15 protein-coding genes are annotated in these 14,765 nt (G+C 71.2%); 5 read left to right on the top strand and 10 right to left on the bottom strand.

Annotated elements, in window-relative coordinates:
* From octT to nadD, 4 genes are all read right to left on the bottom strand, one after another.
* Positions 1 to 516, bottom strand: a 516-nt coding sequence (octT, locus tag G3I65_RS12465; RefSeq protein ID WP_160696248.1) for a diglucosylglycerate octanoyltransferase, incomplete at its 3' end; no start/stop codon positions are given.
* A gap of 3 nt (positions 517 to 519) precedes the next feature.
* Complete coding sequence (locus tag G3I65_RS12460) at positions 520 to 1,134, bottom strand: histidine phosphatase family protein (protein ID WP_160696247.1); 615 nt, start codon at positions 1,132 to 1,134, stop codon at positions 520 to 522.
* Positions 1,131 to 1,526: a ribosome silencing factor gene (gene rsfS / locus G3I65_RS12455; protein ID WP_003067112.1), complete on the bottom strand. Its 396-nt coding sequence runs from the start codon at positions 1,524 to 1,526 to the stop codon at positions 1,131 to 1,133. Before rsfS ends, G3I65_RS12460 begins: the two co-directional genes overlap by 4 nt.
* A gap of 59 nt (positions 1,527 to 1,585) precedes the next feature.
* Complete coding sequence (gene nadD, locus G3I65_RS12450; protein ID WP_239071095.1) at positions 1,586 to 2,155, bottom strand: nicotinate-nucleotide adenylyltransferase; 570 nt, start codon at positions 2,153 to 2,155, stop codon at positions 1,586 to 1,588.
* A gap of 197 nt (positions 2,156 to 2,352) precedes the next feature.
* Here nadD and G3I65_RS12445 point away from each other — a divergent pair, with 197 nt between their 5' ends.
* From G3I65_RS12445 to G3I65_RS12430, 4 genes are all read left to right on the top strand, one after another.
* Positions 2,353 to 4,464 (top strand): RecQ family ATP-dependent DNA helicase, encoded by a 2,112-nt coding sequence (locus G3I65_RS12445; protein WP_160696245.1) that lies wholly within the window; start codon positions 2,353 to 2,355, stop codon positions 4,462 to 4,464.
* A gap of 97 nt (positions 4,465 to 4,561) precedes the next feature.
* Positions 4,562 to 5,845 (top strand): MFS transporter, encoded by a 1,284-nt coding sequence (locus G3I65_RS12440; RefSeq protein WP_160696244.1) that lies wholly within the window; start codon positions 4,562 to 4,564, stop codon positions 5,843 to 5,845.
* Positions 5,846 to 5,915: 70 nt separating this feature from the next.
* Complete coding sequence (argS, locus tag G3I65_RS12435) at positions 5,916 to 7,637, top strand: arginine--tRNA ligase (protein ID WP_160696243.1); 1,722 nt, start codon at positions 5,916 to 5,918, stop codon at positions 7,635 to 7,637.
* Between the two features lie 15 nt (positions 7,638 to 7,652).
* On the top strand, positions 7,653 to 7,937 hold the full coding sequence (locus G3I65_RS12430; protein WP_160696242.1) for a putative quinol monooxygenase: 285 nt from the start codon (positions 7,653 to 7,655) through the stop codon (positions 7,935 to 7,937).
* Here the strand turns inward: G3I65_RS12430 and G3I65_RS12425 are convergent.
* On the bottom strand, positions 7,907 to 8,506 hold the full coding sequence (locus G3I65_RS12425) for a TetR/AcrR family transcriptional regulator (protein WP_125314755.1): 600 nt from the start codon (positions 8,504 to 8,506) through the stop codon (positions 7,907 to 7,909). The two genes, G3I65_RS12430 and G3I65_RS12425, sit on opposite strands and share 31 nt — an antisense overlap.
* Positions 8,507 to 8,568: 62 nt before the next feature.
* Between G3I65_RS12425 and G3I65_RS12420 the strand changes: the two genes are divergently transcribed.
* Positions 8,569 to 9,282 carry an SDR family NAD(P)-dependent oxidoreductase gene (locus tag G3I65_RS12420; RefSeq protein WP_160696241.1) on the top strand — a complete coding sequence of 238 codons (714 nt, stop codon included), beginning with the start codon at positions 8,569 to 8,571 and terminating at the stop codon, positions 9,280 to 9,282.
* A 30-nt stretch (positions 9,283 to 9,312) separates the two neighbouring features.
* Here the strand turns inward: G3I65_RS12420 and proB are convergent, their stop codons facing one another.
* The 5 genes from proB to G3I65_RS12395 form a co-directional block, all read right to left on the bottom strand.
* Complete coding sequence (gene proB, locus G3I65_RS12415) at positions 9,313 to 10,422, bottom strand: glutamate 5-kinase (RefSeq protein WP_160696240.1); 1,110 nt, start codon at positions 10,420 to 10,422, stop codon at positions 9,313 to 9,315.
* The gene (obgE, locus tag G3I65_RS12410) at positions 10,419 to 11,873 is read right to left on the bottom strand and encodes a GTPase ObgE (RefSeq protein WP_160696239.1); all 1,455 of its coding nucleotides are present in this window, start codon (positions 11,871 to 11,873) and stop codon (positions 10,419 to 10,421) included. The genes proB and obgE overlap by 4 nt, the downstream gene beginning before the upstream one ends.
* 106 nt (positions 11,874 to 11,979) lie before the next feature.
* Complete coding sequence (gene rpmA / locus G3I65_RS12405) at positions 11,980 to 12,237, bottom strand: 50S ribosomal protein L27 (protein WP_160696238.1); 258 nt, start codon at positions 12,235 to 12,237, stop codon at positions 11,980 to 11,982.
* A gap of 39 nt (positions 12,238 to 12,276) precedes the next feature.
* Positions 12,277 to 12,591, bottom strand: a complete 315-nt coding sequence (rplU, locus tag G3I65_RS12400; protein ID WP_086678418.1) for a 50S ribosomal protein L21 — start codon at positions 12,589 to 12,591, stop codon at positions 12,277 to 12,279.
* 162 nt (positions 12,592 to 12,753) lie between these two features.
* Positions 12,754 to 14,765: Rne/Rng family ribonuclease (locus tag G3I65_RS12395; protein WP_160696237.1), on the bottom strand; the 2,012-nt coding region annotated here is incomplete at its 5' end.

Below are 14,765 nucleotides of genomic sequence, written 5' to 3'. Positions count from 1 at the left end.
GTGCACGCCGCCGTAGGCCGCCGCGCGGTGCACCGACGGCAGCATCCCGAAGACCGGCAGGTCGGGCCGCAGGGCGCGCAGCGCGCCCACGGCGGTGTCGAGGTACTGCACGGTGAGCTTGGCCGGCAGCACCGTCGGCCGGCCGCGGAACGCGACCGAGAGCCGGGGCTGTGCGGCGAGGTAGGCCTTGCGCACCACCCGCCGGACGGGGTCGGGACGCAGGTACCGCAGCCCGGTGCGCAGGTACGTCGGCAGCGGCGACGGCAGCGTGTCCATGCTGCCGACCGCGAACACGACGGCGTCGACGTGGTGCAGGTCGGCCCACACGCGCGGGTCGCCGGTCAGCGACCACCAGGCGTCGCGGGCGTTCCAGCCGATGCCCGCGACCAGGTCGGCGGTGCCACCGAGGGCGGCGGCCGCGACGTTCGGCCACAACCGCGGTTCGTCCGCGGCGCAAGGTCCTTCGGGACCGTGAAAGCTCAGCGAATCGCCGAACACCAGCAGGCGCGGCCCCATCGGTTAGCCGTGCATCCCCGCGTTGTAGGCGTTCAGCCGCCACTTGCCGTCGCGCAGGCCGAGCTCGACCCAGTGGCAGTTCGAGATCCCGCCCAGCGAAGGCCAGATCGCGACCGGCAGGTTGAGCAGCCGGGCGGTGAGCGCGATGATCAGCCCGCCGTGCGCGGCCAGTAGCACGGTGTCGCCGACGTCGGAGTTGGCCTGCTGCAGGTCGGCGACCACTTCGCCGGCGCGGTCGGCGACGTCGACGCGGTTCTCCCCGCCCGGCGGGGCCCAGGTCGCGTCGGTGCGCCAGCGGTCGCGTTCACCGGGGTAGGCCTCGTCGACCTCCGCGCCGGTGAGCCCCTGCCATTCGCCGAGGTGCGTCTCGCGCAGGCGCTTGTCGATGCGTAGCGGGACGCCGATGGCTTCGGTGAGCACGGTGGCCGTGTCGGTGGCGCGGCGCAGGTCGGACGCGATGACGAGGTCCGGCGAGAACCGGGCCAGCGCGGGCACCGCGAACCGGGCCTGGTTCCAGCCGCGCGGCGTCAGCGCCGAATCGAGGTGACCTTGCATCCGCCCGGCGGCGTTGTAGTCCGTCTCGCCGTGGCGCCAGAGCACGAGCCGCCGCGGGCTCACGGGACGTCCGGGTCCTCGTCGGCGGGTGGCTCCTCGAGACCGGCCACCTCGATGCGCGGGCAGTCCTTCCACAGCCGCTCGAGGCCGTAGAACGTGCGCTCTTCGACGTGCTGGACGTGCACGACGACGTCGACGTAGTCGAGCAGGACCCAGCGCCCTTCGCGGGCGCCTTCGCGGCGGACCGGCTTGTGGCCGCTCTCCCGCAGCTTCTCCTCGACGTTGTCGACGATCGCGCCGACCAGGCGCTCGTTGGACGCGGAGGCGATGACGAAGGCGTCGGTGATGACGAGCTGCTCGGACACGTCCAGCACGACTACGTCGCTGGCCTTCTTGTCCGCCGCCGCGTGTGCGGCCGCTACGGCCAGCTCTCGTGCCTCGGACGTGGCTGCCACGGTGCTCCTTCACAGATCGGGTTCGCCCGAGAAGGGTACCCGCCGGGACCAGCGGGCCTTCAGTCGCTCTTCCGGTACAGGTCCTTCTTGGCGATGTACCGGACGACGCCGTCGGGAACGAGGTACCAGACGGGCTCCCCGCGTTCGACCCGGTCGCGGCAGCCGGTCGACGAGATCGCCATCGCGGTGACCTCGACGAGGCTCACCTTCCCGCTGGGCAGGTGGTGGGAGTTGAGCCGGTAGCCGGGCCGGGTGACGCCGATGAAGTGCGCGAAGTCGAACAGCTCGTCCGCCTTGTGCCAGGTCAGGATCTGTTCGAGCGCGTCGGCGCCGGTGATGAAGAAGAGCTCGTCATCGGGGTATTCGGCGTGGAGGTCGCGGAGGGTGTCGACGGTGTAGGTCTGGCCGCCGCGGTCGATGTCGACGCGGCTGACCGAGAACACCGGGTTCGACGCGGTCGCGATGACCGTCATCAGGTAGCGGTCCTCGGCCTTGGTCACCTGGCGGCCGGTCTTCTGCCACGGCTGCCCGGTGGGGACGAAGATCACTTCGTCGAGCCCGAACCGGGACTGGACCTCGCTGGCCGCGACGAGGTGGCCGTGGTGCACGGGGTCGAAGGTGCCGCCCATGACCCCGATCCGCCGTGGTGACATGACTGGGGAGCCTATACATCGCGCGCGCGGGACGCCGGGTGCTGTTCGCCACCCCGCCCGACCGGGCAGTAGATGTGATTCAGGTCACATAACCACCCGTATTCGTCACGAACGGTCCGTTCGCGACGCCGCCGATTCCCGGATCGTCGGTGCCATGGGGTAGACGTGGGGACGTGGACACCACCGGCACCACCTCAGCACTCCGCGACCGCGCCGAAACCCTCCTCCGGGCGCTGGCCGGCGACTCGGCGACGCTGCGCGAAGACCAATGGACGGCCATCGAGGCCCTGGTCGCGCACCGGCGCCGGGCGCTGGTCGTGCAGCGCACCGGGTGGGGCAAGTCCGCGGTCTACTTCCTGGCCACGGCGTTGCTGCGGGAGCAGGGAAGCGGGCCGACGGTCATCGTCTCGCCGCTGCTCGCCCTGATGCGCAACCAGATCTCGGCGGCGGCGCGCGCCGGGATCCACGCGGCGACCATGAACTCCGCGAACCCCCAGGAGTGGGACCAGGTGCAGGCGGCGGTCGCGGCCGGCGAGGTCGACGTCCTGCTGGTCAGCCCCGAACGGCTGAACAACCCCGACTTCCGCGACAACGTGCTGCCGAAGCTGACCGCGAGCACCGGCCTGCTGGTGGTCGACGAAGCGCACTGCATCTCCGACTGGGGCCACGACTTCCGGCCGGACTACCGGCGCCTGCGCACGCTGCTGGGCGACCTCCCGGAGGGCGTGCCGGTGCTGGCGACCACGGCGACGGCGAACGACCGCGTGGTCACCGACGTCGCCGAGCAGCTGGGCCTCGGCACCGGCGGCGACACGCTCGTGCTGCGCGGCAGCCTCGACCGGGAAAGCCTGCGGTTGTCGGTCTGCCGGCTGCCGACGTCGCAGGCGCGGCTGGCGTGGCTCGCCGAGCACCTGGCGGAGCTGCCGGGGTCGGGGATCATCTACTGCCTGACCGTCGCGGCGGCGCACGACGTCGCGTCGCTGCTGAAGGACCGCGGGTACCCGGTGGCGGCCTACACCGGCAAGACCGACCCGGCCGACCGGCAGGCGGCCGAGGACGACCTGCTCGGCAACCGCGTCAAGGCGCTCGTCGCGACTTCCGCGCTGGGCATGGGTTTCGACAAGCCGGACCTCGGGTTCGTCGTGCACCTCGGCGCGCCGTCGTCGCCGATCGCCTACTACCAGCAGGTCGGCCGCGCCGGGCGTGGCGTCGAACGCGCCGAAGTCGTGCTGCTGCCCGGCGAGGAGGACAAGGCGATCTGGGCGTACTTCGGATCGCTCGCCTTCCCCGACGAGCTGCGGGTGACGCAGGTGCTGAACACCCTCGCCTACGCCGACCGTCCCCTTTCGACGGCCGCGCTCGAGCCGTCCGTGGAACTCTCCCGCTCCCGCCTGGAAATGGTGCTCAAGGTGCTGGACGTCGACGGCGCGGTCCGGCGCGTCAAGGGCGGCTGGACGAGCACCGGCGAGGAGTGGGAGTACGACCGCGGCCGGTACCGCCGGGTCGCGGAAGCGCGCGACCGCGAGCAGGAAGCGATGCTCGGCTACCTCGCGACCGGGGGCTGCCGGATGGAATACCTGCGGCGGCAGCTCGACGACCCCGACGCGGCGCCGTGCGGGCGGTGCGACAACTGCACCGGGCAGCACTGGGACACGGCGGTGGCCGACGAGGTCGTCGACGCGACCCGGGAACGCCTGCAGCGGCCCGGGGTCGAGGTCGCCCCGCGGAAGCAGTGGCCCACCGGGATGTCCTCTTTGGACGTTCCGGTGTCCGGCCGGATCTCGGCCGACGACCAGGCCGAGCCGGGCCAGGTGCTCGGGCGGCTCACCGACGTCGGCTGGGGCAACCGGCTGCGGGAGCTGGTCGGCGCCGGCGCCCGGGACACCGAGGTCCCCGACTCGGTGTTCAAGGCCTGCGTCCAGGTGCTCGCCGGGTGGCAGTGGGCGGAACGGCCGGTGGCGGTGGTCGCCGTCCCGTCGGAGACGCGGCCGCAGCTCGTGTACAGCCTCGCGACGCGACTGGCCGAGATCGGCAAGCTGGACTTCCTCGGCGCGCTCGACGCGGAAGGGCCACCCCCGCGGCAGGCCAACAGCGCGCAGCGGCTGGCCGACCTGTGGCGGCGGATGAGCATGCCGGCCGACCTCGCGGCCACGCTGCCGGCCGGGCCGGTCCTGCTGGTCGACGACGTCATCGACACGGGCTGGACGATGACGCTGGCCGCGCGGCTGCTGCGGCGAGCCGGGGCACCCGCCGTGCTGCCGTTCGCGCTGGCCAGCACGGCCTGAGTGGGAGGAGGACGCAAAAACCTCGCGGTCAGGATCTTTCGCACCGCGAACCAATGTGGCAAAGTCCCGTTCCACCTTCGGGTGACGGGAGGCCGCCATGACCGAGTCCACCGTGCGGGAGCTGCGCCACCGGCTGCCGGTGCGCAAGCTGTTCGCGGCGAGCGCCGGCAACGCGCTGGAGTGGTTCGACTGGACGATCTACGCGACGTTCAGCATCTACTTCGCCGGCGCGTTCTTCCCCGCCGGGAACGACACGCTGGCCCTGATCAACACCTTCGCGACGTACGCGCTGGCGTTCTTCTTCCGGCCGCTCGGCGGTGTCCTGCTAGGACGCTTCGCCGACACCCGGGGGCGGAAACCGGCGATGATCCTCACCATCCTGCTGATGGCGGGCGGGTCGGTGGCGATCGGCCTGCTGCCGACGTTCTCGCTGGTCGGCTGGCTCGCACCGATCCTGCTGCTGCTCGCGCGCATCGCGCAGGGGCTGTCGCTGGGCGGTGAGGTCTCCAACGCGTCGGCGTACCTGGGCGAGATCGCGCCGGCAGAACGTCGCGGCCGGTACTCGGCGTTCTTCTACATCTCGACCGGTTCGGCCGTGCTCGTCGCGACCGTCCTCGGCTTCGTGCTGGCGCGGACCCTGGACAAGGCGCAGCTGACGTCGTGGGGCTGGCGGCTGCCGTTCCTGCTGGGCGGCGTCTTCGGCCTGGTCGGGTTGTGGCTGCGCCGCAGCATCGCCGAAACCGAGCTCTTCGAGCAGACGAAGACCAAGGCCCGGAAGATCGAACGGCCGTTGCTGACAACGCTTACGCACCACCCGAAAGCCGTCGGCCGGCTCGTCGGCTTCTCGATGCTCTCGACCCTTTGCTACTACACGTTCTTCAGCGCGCTCACGTCGTTCGCGGTCAAGACCCGGCACGCCGACGCCGACGCCGTCTTCCTCGCCCTTTCGGTCGGGACGGCGTTGTTCATCGCGCTCCAGTACCCGATGGGGGCGTTGTCGGACCGGTTCGGGCGGAAGCCGCAGCTGCTCGTGTGGTCCGGGGCGACCGCGATCGTCGTCGTCCCGCTGTCCGCGTTGATCGGCCCGGGGATCGGCGGCCTGCTCGTGGTGTTCTGCGTCGGGCTCGGGCTGTACACCGCGATGACGTCGATCGCGCCGGCGATCATGAGCGAGCTGTTCCCGACCGAGCTGCGCGGGCTGGGGATCGGCGCTTGGTACAACCTGACCGTCGCCATCTTCGGCGGCACCGCGCCGCTGCTCATCACCCTGTTCGGCGAAGTGTCGCAGACGCTGTACTTCTGGTACGTCGCGGTCGAGGCCGCGATCGCGTTCGCGGTGATCCTCACACTGCCGGAGACGAAAGGCACTGAGCTGGAGTAAACCCTTCGTCGCCGGCCGGTCACGCTCGCTACGCTGCGGGCTCCCCGATCCGAGCCGAAGGAGGGACACCGTGCACACCGCCGACGTTACCGAGGAGCTGGCGCGCCGCGTGGTGGCCGCCGCCGGCCGGGCGCTGGACATCGACCTGACGCCGGAGCAGGCGCTGATCCAGGCGTCGCCGCGAGAGGGCGTCGATTACCAGGCGAACCTCGCGATGGGCCTCGGCAAGCGGCTCGGCCGCCCGCCGCACGAGGTGGCAGGGCTGATCGCCGGGGCACTGGAGCTCGACGGCATCGCGGACCCACCCGGAGTCGCCGGCCCGGGGTTCCTCAACTTCGTGCTGCGCAAGGAATGGCTGGAGACGCGCGTCGCCGCCGTGCTCGGCGATCCGCGGCTCGGCGTGCCGGAAACCGCGGCGCCACGCACGATCGCGCTCGACTACAGCAGCCCGAACGTGGCCAAGGAGATGCACGTCGGGCACCTGCGGACGTCGGTGATCGGCGACGCCCTCGCGCGCCTGCTGCGGTTCGCCGGCCACGAAGTGCTGCCGCACAACCACCTCGGCGACTGGGGCACGCCGTTCGGGATGCTCATCGAGCACCTGCTCGACGTCTCGGCCGGGCAAAGCGGCATCGCCGACCTCGACGCCTTCTACCGCGAAGCGCGCCGGAAGTTCGAAACCGACGAAGCGTTCGCAACCCGGGCGCGTGAACGCGTCGTACAGCTGCAAAGCGGCGACGAAGCGACACTCGCCGTCTGGCGGGAGCTGATCGCGGAGTCGACGAGGCACTTCAACGAGGTCTACGCGCTGCTCGGCGTTTCGCTGACGGACAAGGACATCTACGGTGAGAGCTTCTACAACCCGTACCTCGCCGGGGTGGTCGACGACCTCGAACAGGCCGGGCTGACCGAAATCAGCGACGGCGCGGTCTGCGTGTTCCCCGAAGGCTTCCGCAACCGCGAAGGCGACCGGCTCCCGCTGATCGTCCGCAAGCGCGACGGCGGTTACGGGTATGCCGCGACGGACCTGGCGACCGTCCGGTACTGGACGGCCGAACGCGGGGCGACCGACCTGCTCTACGTCGTTGGGGCACCGCAGGCCCAGCACTTCGCCATGGTGTTCGCGGTCTGCCGCGCGGCGGGCTGGCTGAGCGGGCACGCCGAGCACATCGGGTTCGGCACGGTCCTCGGCGCGGACGGCAAGACGATGCGGACCCGGTCCGGCGACACCGTCAAGCTGGCCGACCTGCTCACCGAAGCCGTGGCACAGGCCGCCGTGGTCGTCGCCGAACGCAGTGAGCTCGACGCGGCGGGCCAGGCCGAGGTAGCCCGGGCGGTGGGCATCGGCGCGGTCAAGTACGCGGACCTGTCCGGGGACCGCGAACGCGACTACGTCTTCGCGTGGGATCGGATGCTCGCCAAGGAGGGCAACACTTCGGTGTACCTGCAGTACGCGCACGCGCGGACGCGGTCGATCCTCCGGAAGGCGGGCGAGCAGCCCGGTAGCGCGGAAATCGCGCTGGAAGCTCCGGCGGAACGAGCGCTGGCGCTGAAGCTGCTTCGGTTCGGCGAAGCGCTGAAGGCCGCGACGAACGGTTATGCGCCGCACAAGCTGTGCACGTACCTGTACGAGACGGCGGTCGCGTTTTCCCGGTTCTTCGAGGAATGTCCGGTCTTGAAGGCGTCTTCTCCGTCGCTGCGCGCGTCACGGCTCAGATTGACTACGCTGACTTCGCAAACGCTCGCACTCGGGCTCTCGCTGCTCGGCATCGAAGCGCCCGACCGGCTTTAGCGGAGATCACCCATCATGATCATCATCGCCGGTTGGCTCGCGGTCGCACCCGAAGCGCGGGACGCCTACCTGGAAGGCTGCGCCGAAGCCGTGCGGCTGGCGCGGGAAGCACCGGGCTGCCTCGACTACGCGCTGGGCGCCGACCTGCTCGACGCCGGCCGGATCATCGTGTACGAACGCTGGGAGTCCGACGAGGACCTCGAGCGCTTTCGCGGGTCCGGGCCGTCGGACGAGCAGGCGGCGCAGATCCTCGGCGCTTCGGTGGCGCGCTACCGCATTTCGGCGGTCGAAGCGCCGTGAGCCGCTAACAGCGTCACCAGTTCGTCGGCCAGGCCGCGGCCGATCGGCTCGCGCGTCGCGAGCAGGCGGTACCAGAGCACGCCGAACACGACGTCGATCACCGTGCCGGGAGCGACACCCGCGGGCAGTTCGCCGCGCTCGCCGGCGCGGTCGACGATCGTGCCCAGCGCTTCGCGGCGGCGGTACAGGAAGTCCTCGCGGAACCGCTTGCCGAACTCCGGGTCGAGCTGCGCCTGCGCCATGAGCGCGCGCAGCGTGTCCGCGACCTGGTTCTTCTCCCCCAGTTCGAACGTGCTGTCCAGGAAGCGCCCGAGGTCGGCGCGGAACGACCCCTCGTCGGGGATCGGGATCTGCAGGTCGGCCTTCGTGGCGAGCGCGTCGAGCAGGACGTCGGCCTTCGACGGCCACCAGCGGTAGATCGTCTGCTTGCCGACGCCGGAGCGCGCGGCGATGCCCTCGACGGTCAGCGCGCCATAGCCCGCCTCCGCGACCAGGTCGAGCGTGGCGGCGAGGATCGCCAGCCTGCTCTGCTCGCTGCGCTTGCGGCCGGGACGGGACTGGTCGGTCATGGGATCCGATGGTACCGTCGATTTCGAAACGAGACGTACCGGTTCGAAATGAGGAACAACGCATGAGCATCGCTCTCGTCGCCGGCGGCACTTCGGGCATCGGCCTGGCGACCGCGCGGCGGCTGCACCGGCAGGGCTACGACGTCCACGTCACCGGCCGCGGCAAGGAGCGCCTCGACGACATCGCGGCGAGCGACCCGCAGCTGACCGGCCACCAAGCCGACGGCAGCGACGCCACGGCGATGGCCGCGCTGGCGTCGACGCTGGGCACGGTCGACGTGCTGGTGGTGAGCCTGTCCGGCGCCGAAGGAATGGGGCCGATCGATTCACTGGACCTCGAGGTGCTGCGGCGGGCGTTCGACGCGAAGTTCTGGGCGCACCTGACGACGGTCCAGGCCGTCCTGCCGCACCTGGCCGCGGACGGCTCGATCACGCTGCTCAGCGCGATCACGGCGCGGGCCGCGATGCCCGGGACAGCGGGGATCGGCGCCCTGAACGCGGCCATCGAAGCACTGGTCAAGCCGCTGGCGGTGGAGCTGGCGCCCCGGCGGGTCAACGCGGTCTCGCCGGGCGTCGTCGACACGGCCTGGTGGAGCGGCTTCCCGGCGGAGGTGCGGGAGGGGTTCTTCGCCCAGACGGCGGCTTCGATCCCGGCGCGGCGAGTCGCGACGGCCGACGACGTGGCCGAAGTGGTGGCGCTGGCGGCGACGAACGCCAACCTGACGGGCACGATCCTGGAAGCCGACGGCGGCGCCCGCTTGGTCTCACTGGGTTAAGGCGTCACTTTCACGTGAAAGTGACGCCTCTCAGCGGCGCAGGGGGACGAGGTCGTCCGCGTGGACGACCTCGCGTCGCTGCTCCTCCGGGAGTTCCGGGGTGGAGCGGCCGATCAGGTCCGGGAGTTCCGTCGCGTCGAACGCCACCACTCCGCGGGCCACCGCGCGGTCCTTCGCGTCCACCAGGTCGACCACGTCGCCGGCCTGGAAGTCGCCCTCCACGCCGGTGATGCCCGCGGCCAGCAGGGACCTGCGGCGGCGGACCACCGCCGTCACCGCGCCGTCGTCCAGGCGGAGCCTGCCCGTCGTGTCGGCCGCGTAGCCGAGCCAGAAGCGGCGGGCCGACAGGCGGGTGTCCGCCGGGGCGAACGCCGTGCCCGGGGACGCCGTGGTCAGGGCGGCGGCGGCTTCCGAAGCCGCGGCCAGGAGGACCGGGATGCCCGCGCCCGCCGCGGTGCGGGCGGCCGCCAGTTTCGAGACCATGCCGCCCGTGCCGAGGCCGGAGCTGGACATGCCGACCGAGATTCCGTCCACATCGGACTCCGAGAGGACTTCGGTCAGCTTGCGAGTCGCGCCTTCGCGGGGGTCTCCGTCGTACAGACCGTCCACATCGGACAGCAGGAGGAGCGCGTCCGCGCCGATCAGGTGGGCCACCAAAGCCGCCAGGCGGTCGTTGTCGCCGAAGCGGATTTCCTCGGTGGCCACCGTGTCGTTCTCGTTGACGACCGGGACCGCGCCGAGGGCCAGCAGCCGCGAGAACGTGCGCTGCGCGTTGCGGTAGTGGGAGCGGCGGACGACGTCGTCGGACGTCAGCAGCACCTGCCCGACCGTCAGCGAATAGCGCCCGAACGATTCGGCGTAGGCGTGTGCCAGCGCCAGCTGGCCGACGCTCGCCGCCGCCTGCTGGGTCGCCAGGTCACGCGGCCGCTTCCCGAGGGAGAGCGGGGCCAGGCCGGCGCCGATCGCGCCCGAGGACACCAGGACGATCTGGGTGTCGCGGGCGACGCGCTCGGCGATCGCGTCGACCAGCGCGTCCAGGCAGGCCACGTCGAGGCCGCTGCCCGCGGTGGTCAGCGCCGACGAACCGACCTTGACCACCAGGCGGCGCGCCGCCGCGATGGCCTGCCGCGTGCCGCTCACTCGCCGGCGTCCTGGTCGTCGAACTCGCCCGTGCCCTCACGCCGGATGCGGCGGGCTTCCTTGCGCTCGGACGCGCCGACGCGGTCGGTGCGCTCCAAGCGGACGTCGGTGCCGCGCCCGGACAGGTGCACCGCGACGCTGGGCGTCGACGGCTCCCACTCGAACTGGACGTCGCCGATCGTGACCGGGCTGCCGGGCTTCGCGCCGAGCTTCGCCAGCTGCTCCTCGACGCCGAGGCGGTCCAGCCGGTCGGCGAGGTAGCCGACGGCCTCGTCGTTGGCGAAGTCGGTCTGGCGGATCCAGCGCTCCGGCCGGGAGCCGCGCACGATGAACGCGCCCTCTTCCTCCGGGTCGACCTCGACGGTGAACCCGGAGTCGTCGACCGCGAGCGGCCGCAGGACGATCTTCTCCGGCTCCAGCACCGGCTGCGCCTCGCGGTACCGCTCGACGATCGCCGCGAGCGCGAAGGTCAGCTCTCGCAGGCCCTTGCGGGACGCGGTCGAGACCTCGAACACCTGCAGCCCGCGAGCTTCCAGTTCCGGCCGGACGAACTCGGCGAGCTCAGCGGCCTCCGGGACGTCGATCTTGTTGAGCACGACGACGCGCGGGCGCTCCTCGAGCTTGCCGCCCAGGCTCGGCGTGTACTTCGCGAGCTCGGCCTCCAGCGCGTCCACATCGGACAGTGGATCGCGGCCGGGCTCGAGGGTGGCGCAGTCGACGACGTGCACCAGCACCGCGCAGCGCTCGATGTGGCGGAGGAAGTCGAGGCCGAGGCCCTTGCCTTCGGACGCGCCGGGGATCAGGCCGGGCACGTCGGCCATCGTGAAGACCGTGTCGCCGCCGGTGATGACGCCGAGGTTCGGCACGAGCGTGGTGAACGGGTAGTCGGCGATCTTCGGCTTGGCCGCGGACAGCACCGAGATCAGCGACGACTTGCCCGCGGACGGGAAGCCGAGCAGGCCGACGTCGGCGACCGAGCGCAGCTCCAGCGTCAGGTCGCGGCTCTCGCCCGGCTCGCCGAGCAGCGCGAACCCGGGTGCCTTGCGGGCCTTCGACGCGAGCGCCGCGTTGCCGAGGCCGCCGCGGCCGCCCTGGGCGGCGACGAACGTGGTGCCCGGGCCGATCAGGTCGGCGACCAGTTCGCCGTCTTCGGTGAACACGACGGTGCCGGAGGGCACCTTCATCACCAGCGACTCCCCCGCCGCGCCCGCGCGGTTGCCACCCTGGCCCAGCTTGCCGTTGCCGGCCTTGGCGTGCGGGCGGAAGTGGAAGTCCAGCAGGGTGTGCACGTTCGGGTCGACGACCAGCAGGACGTCGCCGCCGTTGCCGCCGTTGCCGCCGTCCGGGCCGCCGAGGGGCTTGAACTTCTCGCGGTGCACCGAGGCGCAGCCGTTCCCACCGTCACCCGCGGTCAGGTGGATGACCGCACGGTCCACGAACCGGGACGCCATGACTTGCCTCTTTCACTCGCGAGAAGGGGATACACAAAACAAACGAGGGGTGGCACCGGATATTCCGGTCCCACCCCTCGTCAGAGGTCTAACGACGACCGAAGGCTCAGGCCTCGGCCGGCACGATGTTGACCGTCTTGCGGCCACGCTTCTCGCCGAACTGGACCGCACCGGCGGCCAGGGCGAACAGCGTGTCGTCGCCGCCACGGCCGACGTTGACGCCGGGGTGGAACTTGGTGCCGCGCTGGCGGATCAGGATCTCGCCGGCGTTGACTTCCTGGCCGCCGAAGCGCTTGACGCCGAGGCGCTGCGCGTTCGAGTCACGACCGTTGCGGGAGCTGGACGCACCCTTCTTGTGAGCCATAGCTCGTCCTCTTTCTTACTGAAGATCCGGAGAAAGTTCTTACAGGGAGATGGCGGTGACCTCGACGCGGGTCAGCTTCTGCCGGTGACCCTGGCGCTTGTGGTAGCCCGTCTTGTTCTTGAACTTGTGGATCCGGATCTTCGGACCCTTGGTCTGCTCGACGACCTTGCCGGTGACCGAGACCTTCGCCAGCGCGTCGGCGTCCGTGGTGACCTCGCCACCGTCGACGTACAAAACGGCGGGAAGGATGTGCTCGGTGCCCGGCTCGCCCTCGAGCTTCTCGACCTCGACGACGTCGCCGACGGCCACCTTGTACTGCTTGCCGCCGGTCTTGACGATCGCGTACGCCGACACGGAAGTCTCCTGCATTACTCGACAATGGGTGGGGGCCCGCGCGACCGGCCCACCCGAATGGAAGGCGGTCCTGGACTCGCGCAGCGACCTGCTCTGGTGGCAGGCCGTACTACAGGTTACGTGGGGTGCCCCGGTGCGTTACCACCGGGGTCCCCTAGTTGTTCACTTGCTCTGGTCCGAGGCGTGCACCGGCGGGCCCGCGGGCCGCGACGCCGCCCGGCGCGGACGGCGCCGGGTGGAGCGCACGGCCGGTTCGGGCACGCTGACCTCGGGTTCGGCGACCGGCTGAGCGGCCTCCGAAGACTCGTTGACCGGCTCTTCCACCGGCTCCGGCGCGGACGACCGCTCGACCGCCGGCTCCTCGTCCTGCGGCACCGGGACCTCGTCCGCTTCGGTGGTCACCGGGGTGCCGGCGACCTCCTGGGCGGGCTCGGCGGGCGGCTCGGCCGTGACCGGCGTCTCGTCCGCCTCCGTGGTCGCCGGGACGTCCGCGACCTCCTTGGCGGGCTCCGGGACGTGCCCGTTCACGCCGTGGTCGTGGTCCTTGGCGGCCTTCGAAGCGTTCGCCATCGCCGCGACCGCCGAAGCGATCGACTCGCGCTGCTCCGGCGACGGGACGGCGTGCACCTCGGCCTTAGCGGCTTCGGCCTGCTCCTTGGCGGCCTCCTCGCCCTTGCCGCGGCCACGCGACCGGCGGGAGCTCTTCTCCCCGCCGCCACCGCCGCTGTTGCCGTTGCCGCCGTTGCCGTTCCCGCCGTGGGAGTGCCCGGAACCGCCGCCCGTGCGCTGCACCTCGGTCGAGACGAGCACGCCCCGGCCCTTGCAGTGCTCGCACGGCGTCGAGAACGCCTCCAGCAGGCCGGTGCCGATCTTCTTGCGGGTCATCTGCACCAGGCCCAGCGAAGTGACCTCGGCGACCTGGTGGCGCGTGCGGTCCCGGCCGAGGCACTCGGTCAGGCGGCGCAGCACCAGCTCGCGGTTCGACTCGAGCACCATGTCGATGAAGTCGATGACGATGATGCCGCCGATGTCCCGCAGCCGGAGCTGGCGGACGATCTCCTCCGCCGACTCCAGGTTGTTGCGGGTCACCGTCTCCTCGAGGTTTCCGCCCGATCCGGTGAACTTGCCGGTGTTGACGTCGATGACCGTCATCGCCTCGGTGCGGTCGATGACGAGGTAACCGCCGCTCGGCAGCCAGACCTTGCGGTCGAGGGCCTTGGTGATCTGCTCGTCGATCCGGTGGTCAGCGAACGCGTCACCGGTGCCGGTGTAGCGCTTGAGGCGGTCGGTCAGCTCCGGGGCGACGTGCCGGACGTAGTCGTTGATGGTCTCCCACGACCGGTTGCCCTGGATCTCCAGCTTCGTGAAGTCCTCGGTGAAGAGGTCACGCACGACCTTGACCAGCAGGTCGGGCTCTTCGTAGAGCATGGTCGGCGCGCCGCCCTTCTTGCCGGAACCGGCGGCGGCCTTCTCCTTGATGACGTCCCACTGGGCCTTCAGGCGATCGACGTCGCGGCCCAGCTCCTCCTCGCCGATGCCCTCGGAGGCGGTGCGGATGATCACGCCCGCGTCCTCCGGGACGATCCGCTTGAGGATGTCCTTGAGCCGGCGGCGCTCGTTCTCCGGCAGCTTGCGGGAGATGCCGGTGGCGCCGCCCGCCGGCACGTAGACGAGGAAGCGGCCGGGCAGCGAGATCTGCGTGGTCAGCCGGGCGCCCTTGTGCCCGACCGGGTCCTTGGTGACCTGGACCAGCACGGAGTCGCCGGTGGACAGCGCCTGCTCGATCTTGCGGGCCTTGCCCTCGAGGCCGGCGGCGTCCCAGTCGACCTCGCCGGCGTAGAGCACGGCGTTGCGGCCGCGGCCGATGTCGATGAACGCGGCTTCCATGCTCGGCAGCACGTTCTGGACGCGGCCGAGGTAGACGTTGCCGACGATCGAGCCGGAACCCGACTGCGTCACGAAGTGCTCGACCAGCACGCCGTCTTCGAGGACGGCGATCTGCGTCGCGTCGCCCTTCTCGAGGACGACCATCGTGCGCTCGACCGACTCGCGGCGGGCGAGGAACTCGGCCTCGGACAGGATCGGGGCGCGGCGGCGGCCTGCTTCGCGGCCGTCGCGGCGGCGCTGGCGCTTGGCCTCCAGGCGGGTCGACCCGCGGACGCTGCGCACCTCGT

Origin of the sequence: Amycolatopsis sp. SID8362 (assembly GCF_010550475.1) — a bacterium.
Classification (GTDB): domain Bacteria; phylum Actinomycetota; class Actinomycetes; order Mycobacteriales; family Pseudonocardiaceae; genus Amycolatopsis; species Amycolatopsis eburnea.
The sequence above is the reverse complement of the archived record's forward strand: the minus strand, read 5'-3'. Positions and strand labels throughout refer to the sequence as shown.

Coding starts and splice junctions, on each gene's coding strand:
- nadD (WP_239071095.1), bottom strand. CDS start 2,155: ATGGGCGGCACCTTCGACCCCGTGCACCACGGCCACCTCGTCGCGGCC.
- G3I65_RS12440 (WP_160696244.1), top strand. CDS start 4,562: ATGACCGAGTCCACCGTGCGGGAGCTGCGCCACCGGCTGCCGGTGCGC.
- G3I65_RS12430 (WP_160696242.1), top strand. CDS start 7,653: ATGATCATCATCGCCGGTTGGCTCGCGGTCGCACCCGAAGCGCGGGAC.
- G3I65_RS12425 (WP_125314755.1), bottom strand. CDS start 8,506: ATGACCGACCAGTCCCGTCCCGGCCGCAAGCGCAGCGAGCAGAGCAGG.
- G3I65_RS12420 (WP_160696241.1), top strand. CDS start 8,569: ATGAGCATCGCTCTCGTCGCCGGCGGCACTTCGGGCATCGGCCTGGCG.
- obgE (WP_160696239.1), bottom strand. CDS start 11,873: ATGGCGTCCCGGTTCGTGGACCGTGCGGTCATCCACCTGACCGCGGGT.
- rpmA (WP_160696238.1), bottom strand. CDS start 12,237: ATGGCTCACAAGAAGGGTGCGTCCAGCTCCCGCAACGGTCGTGACTCG.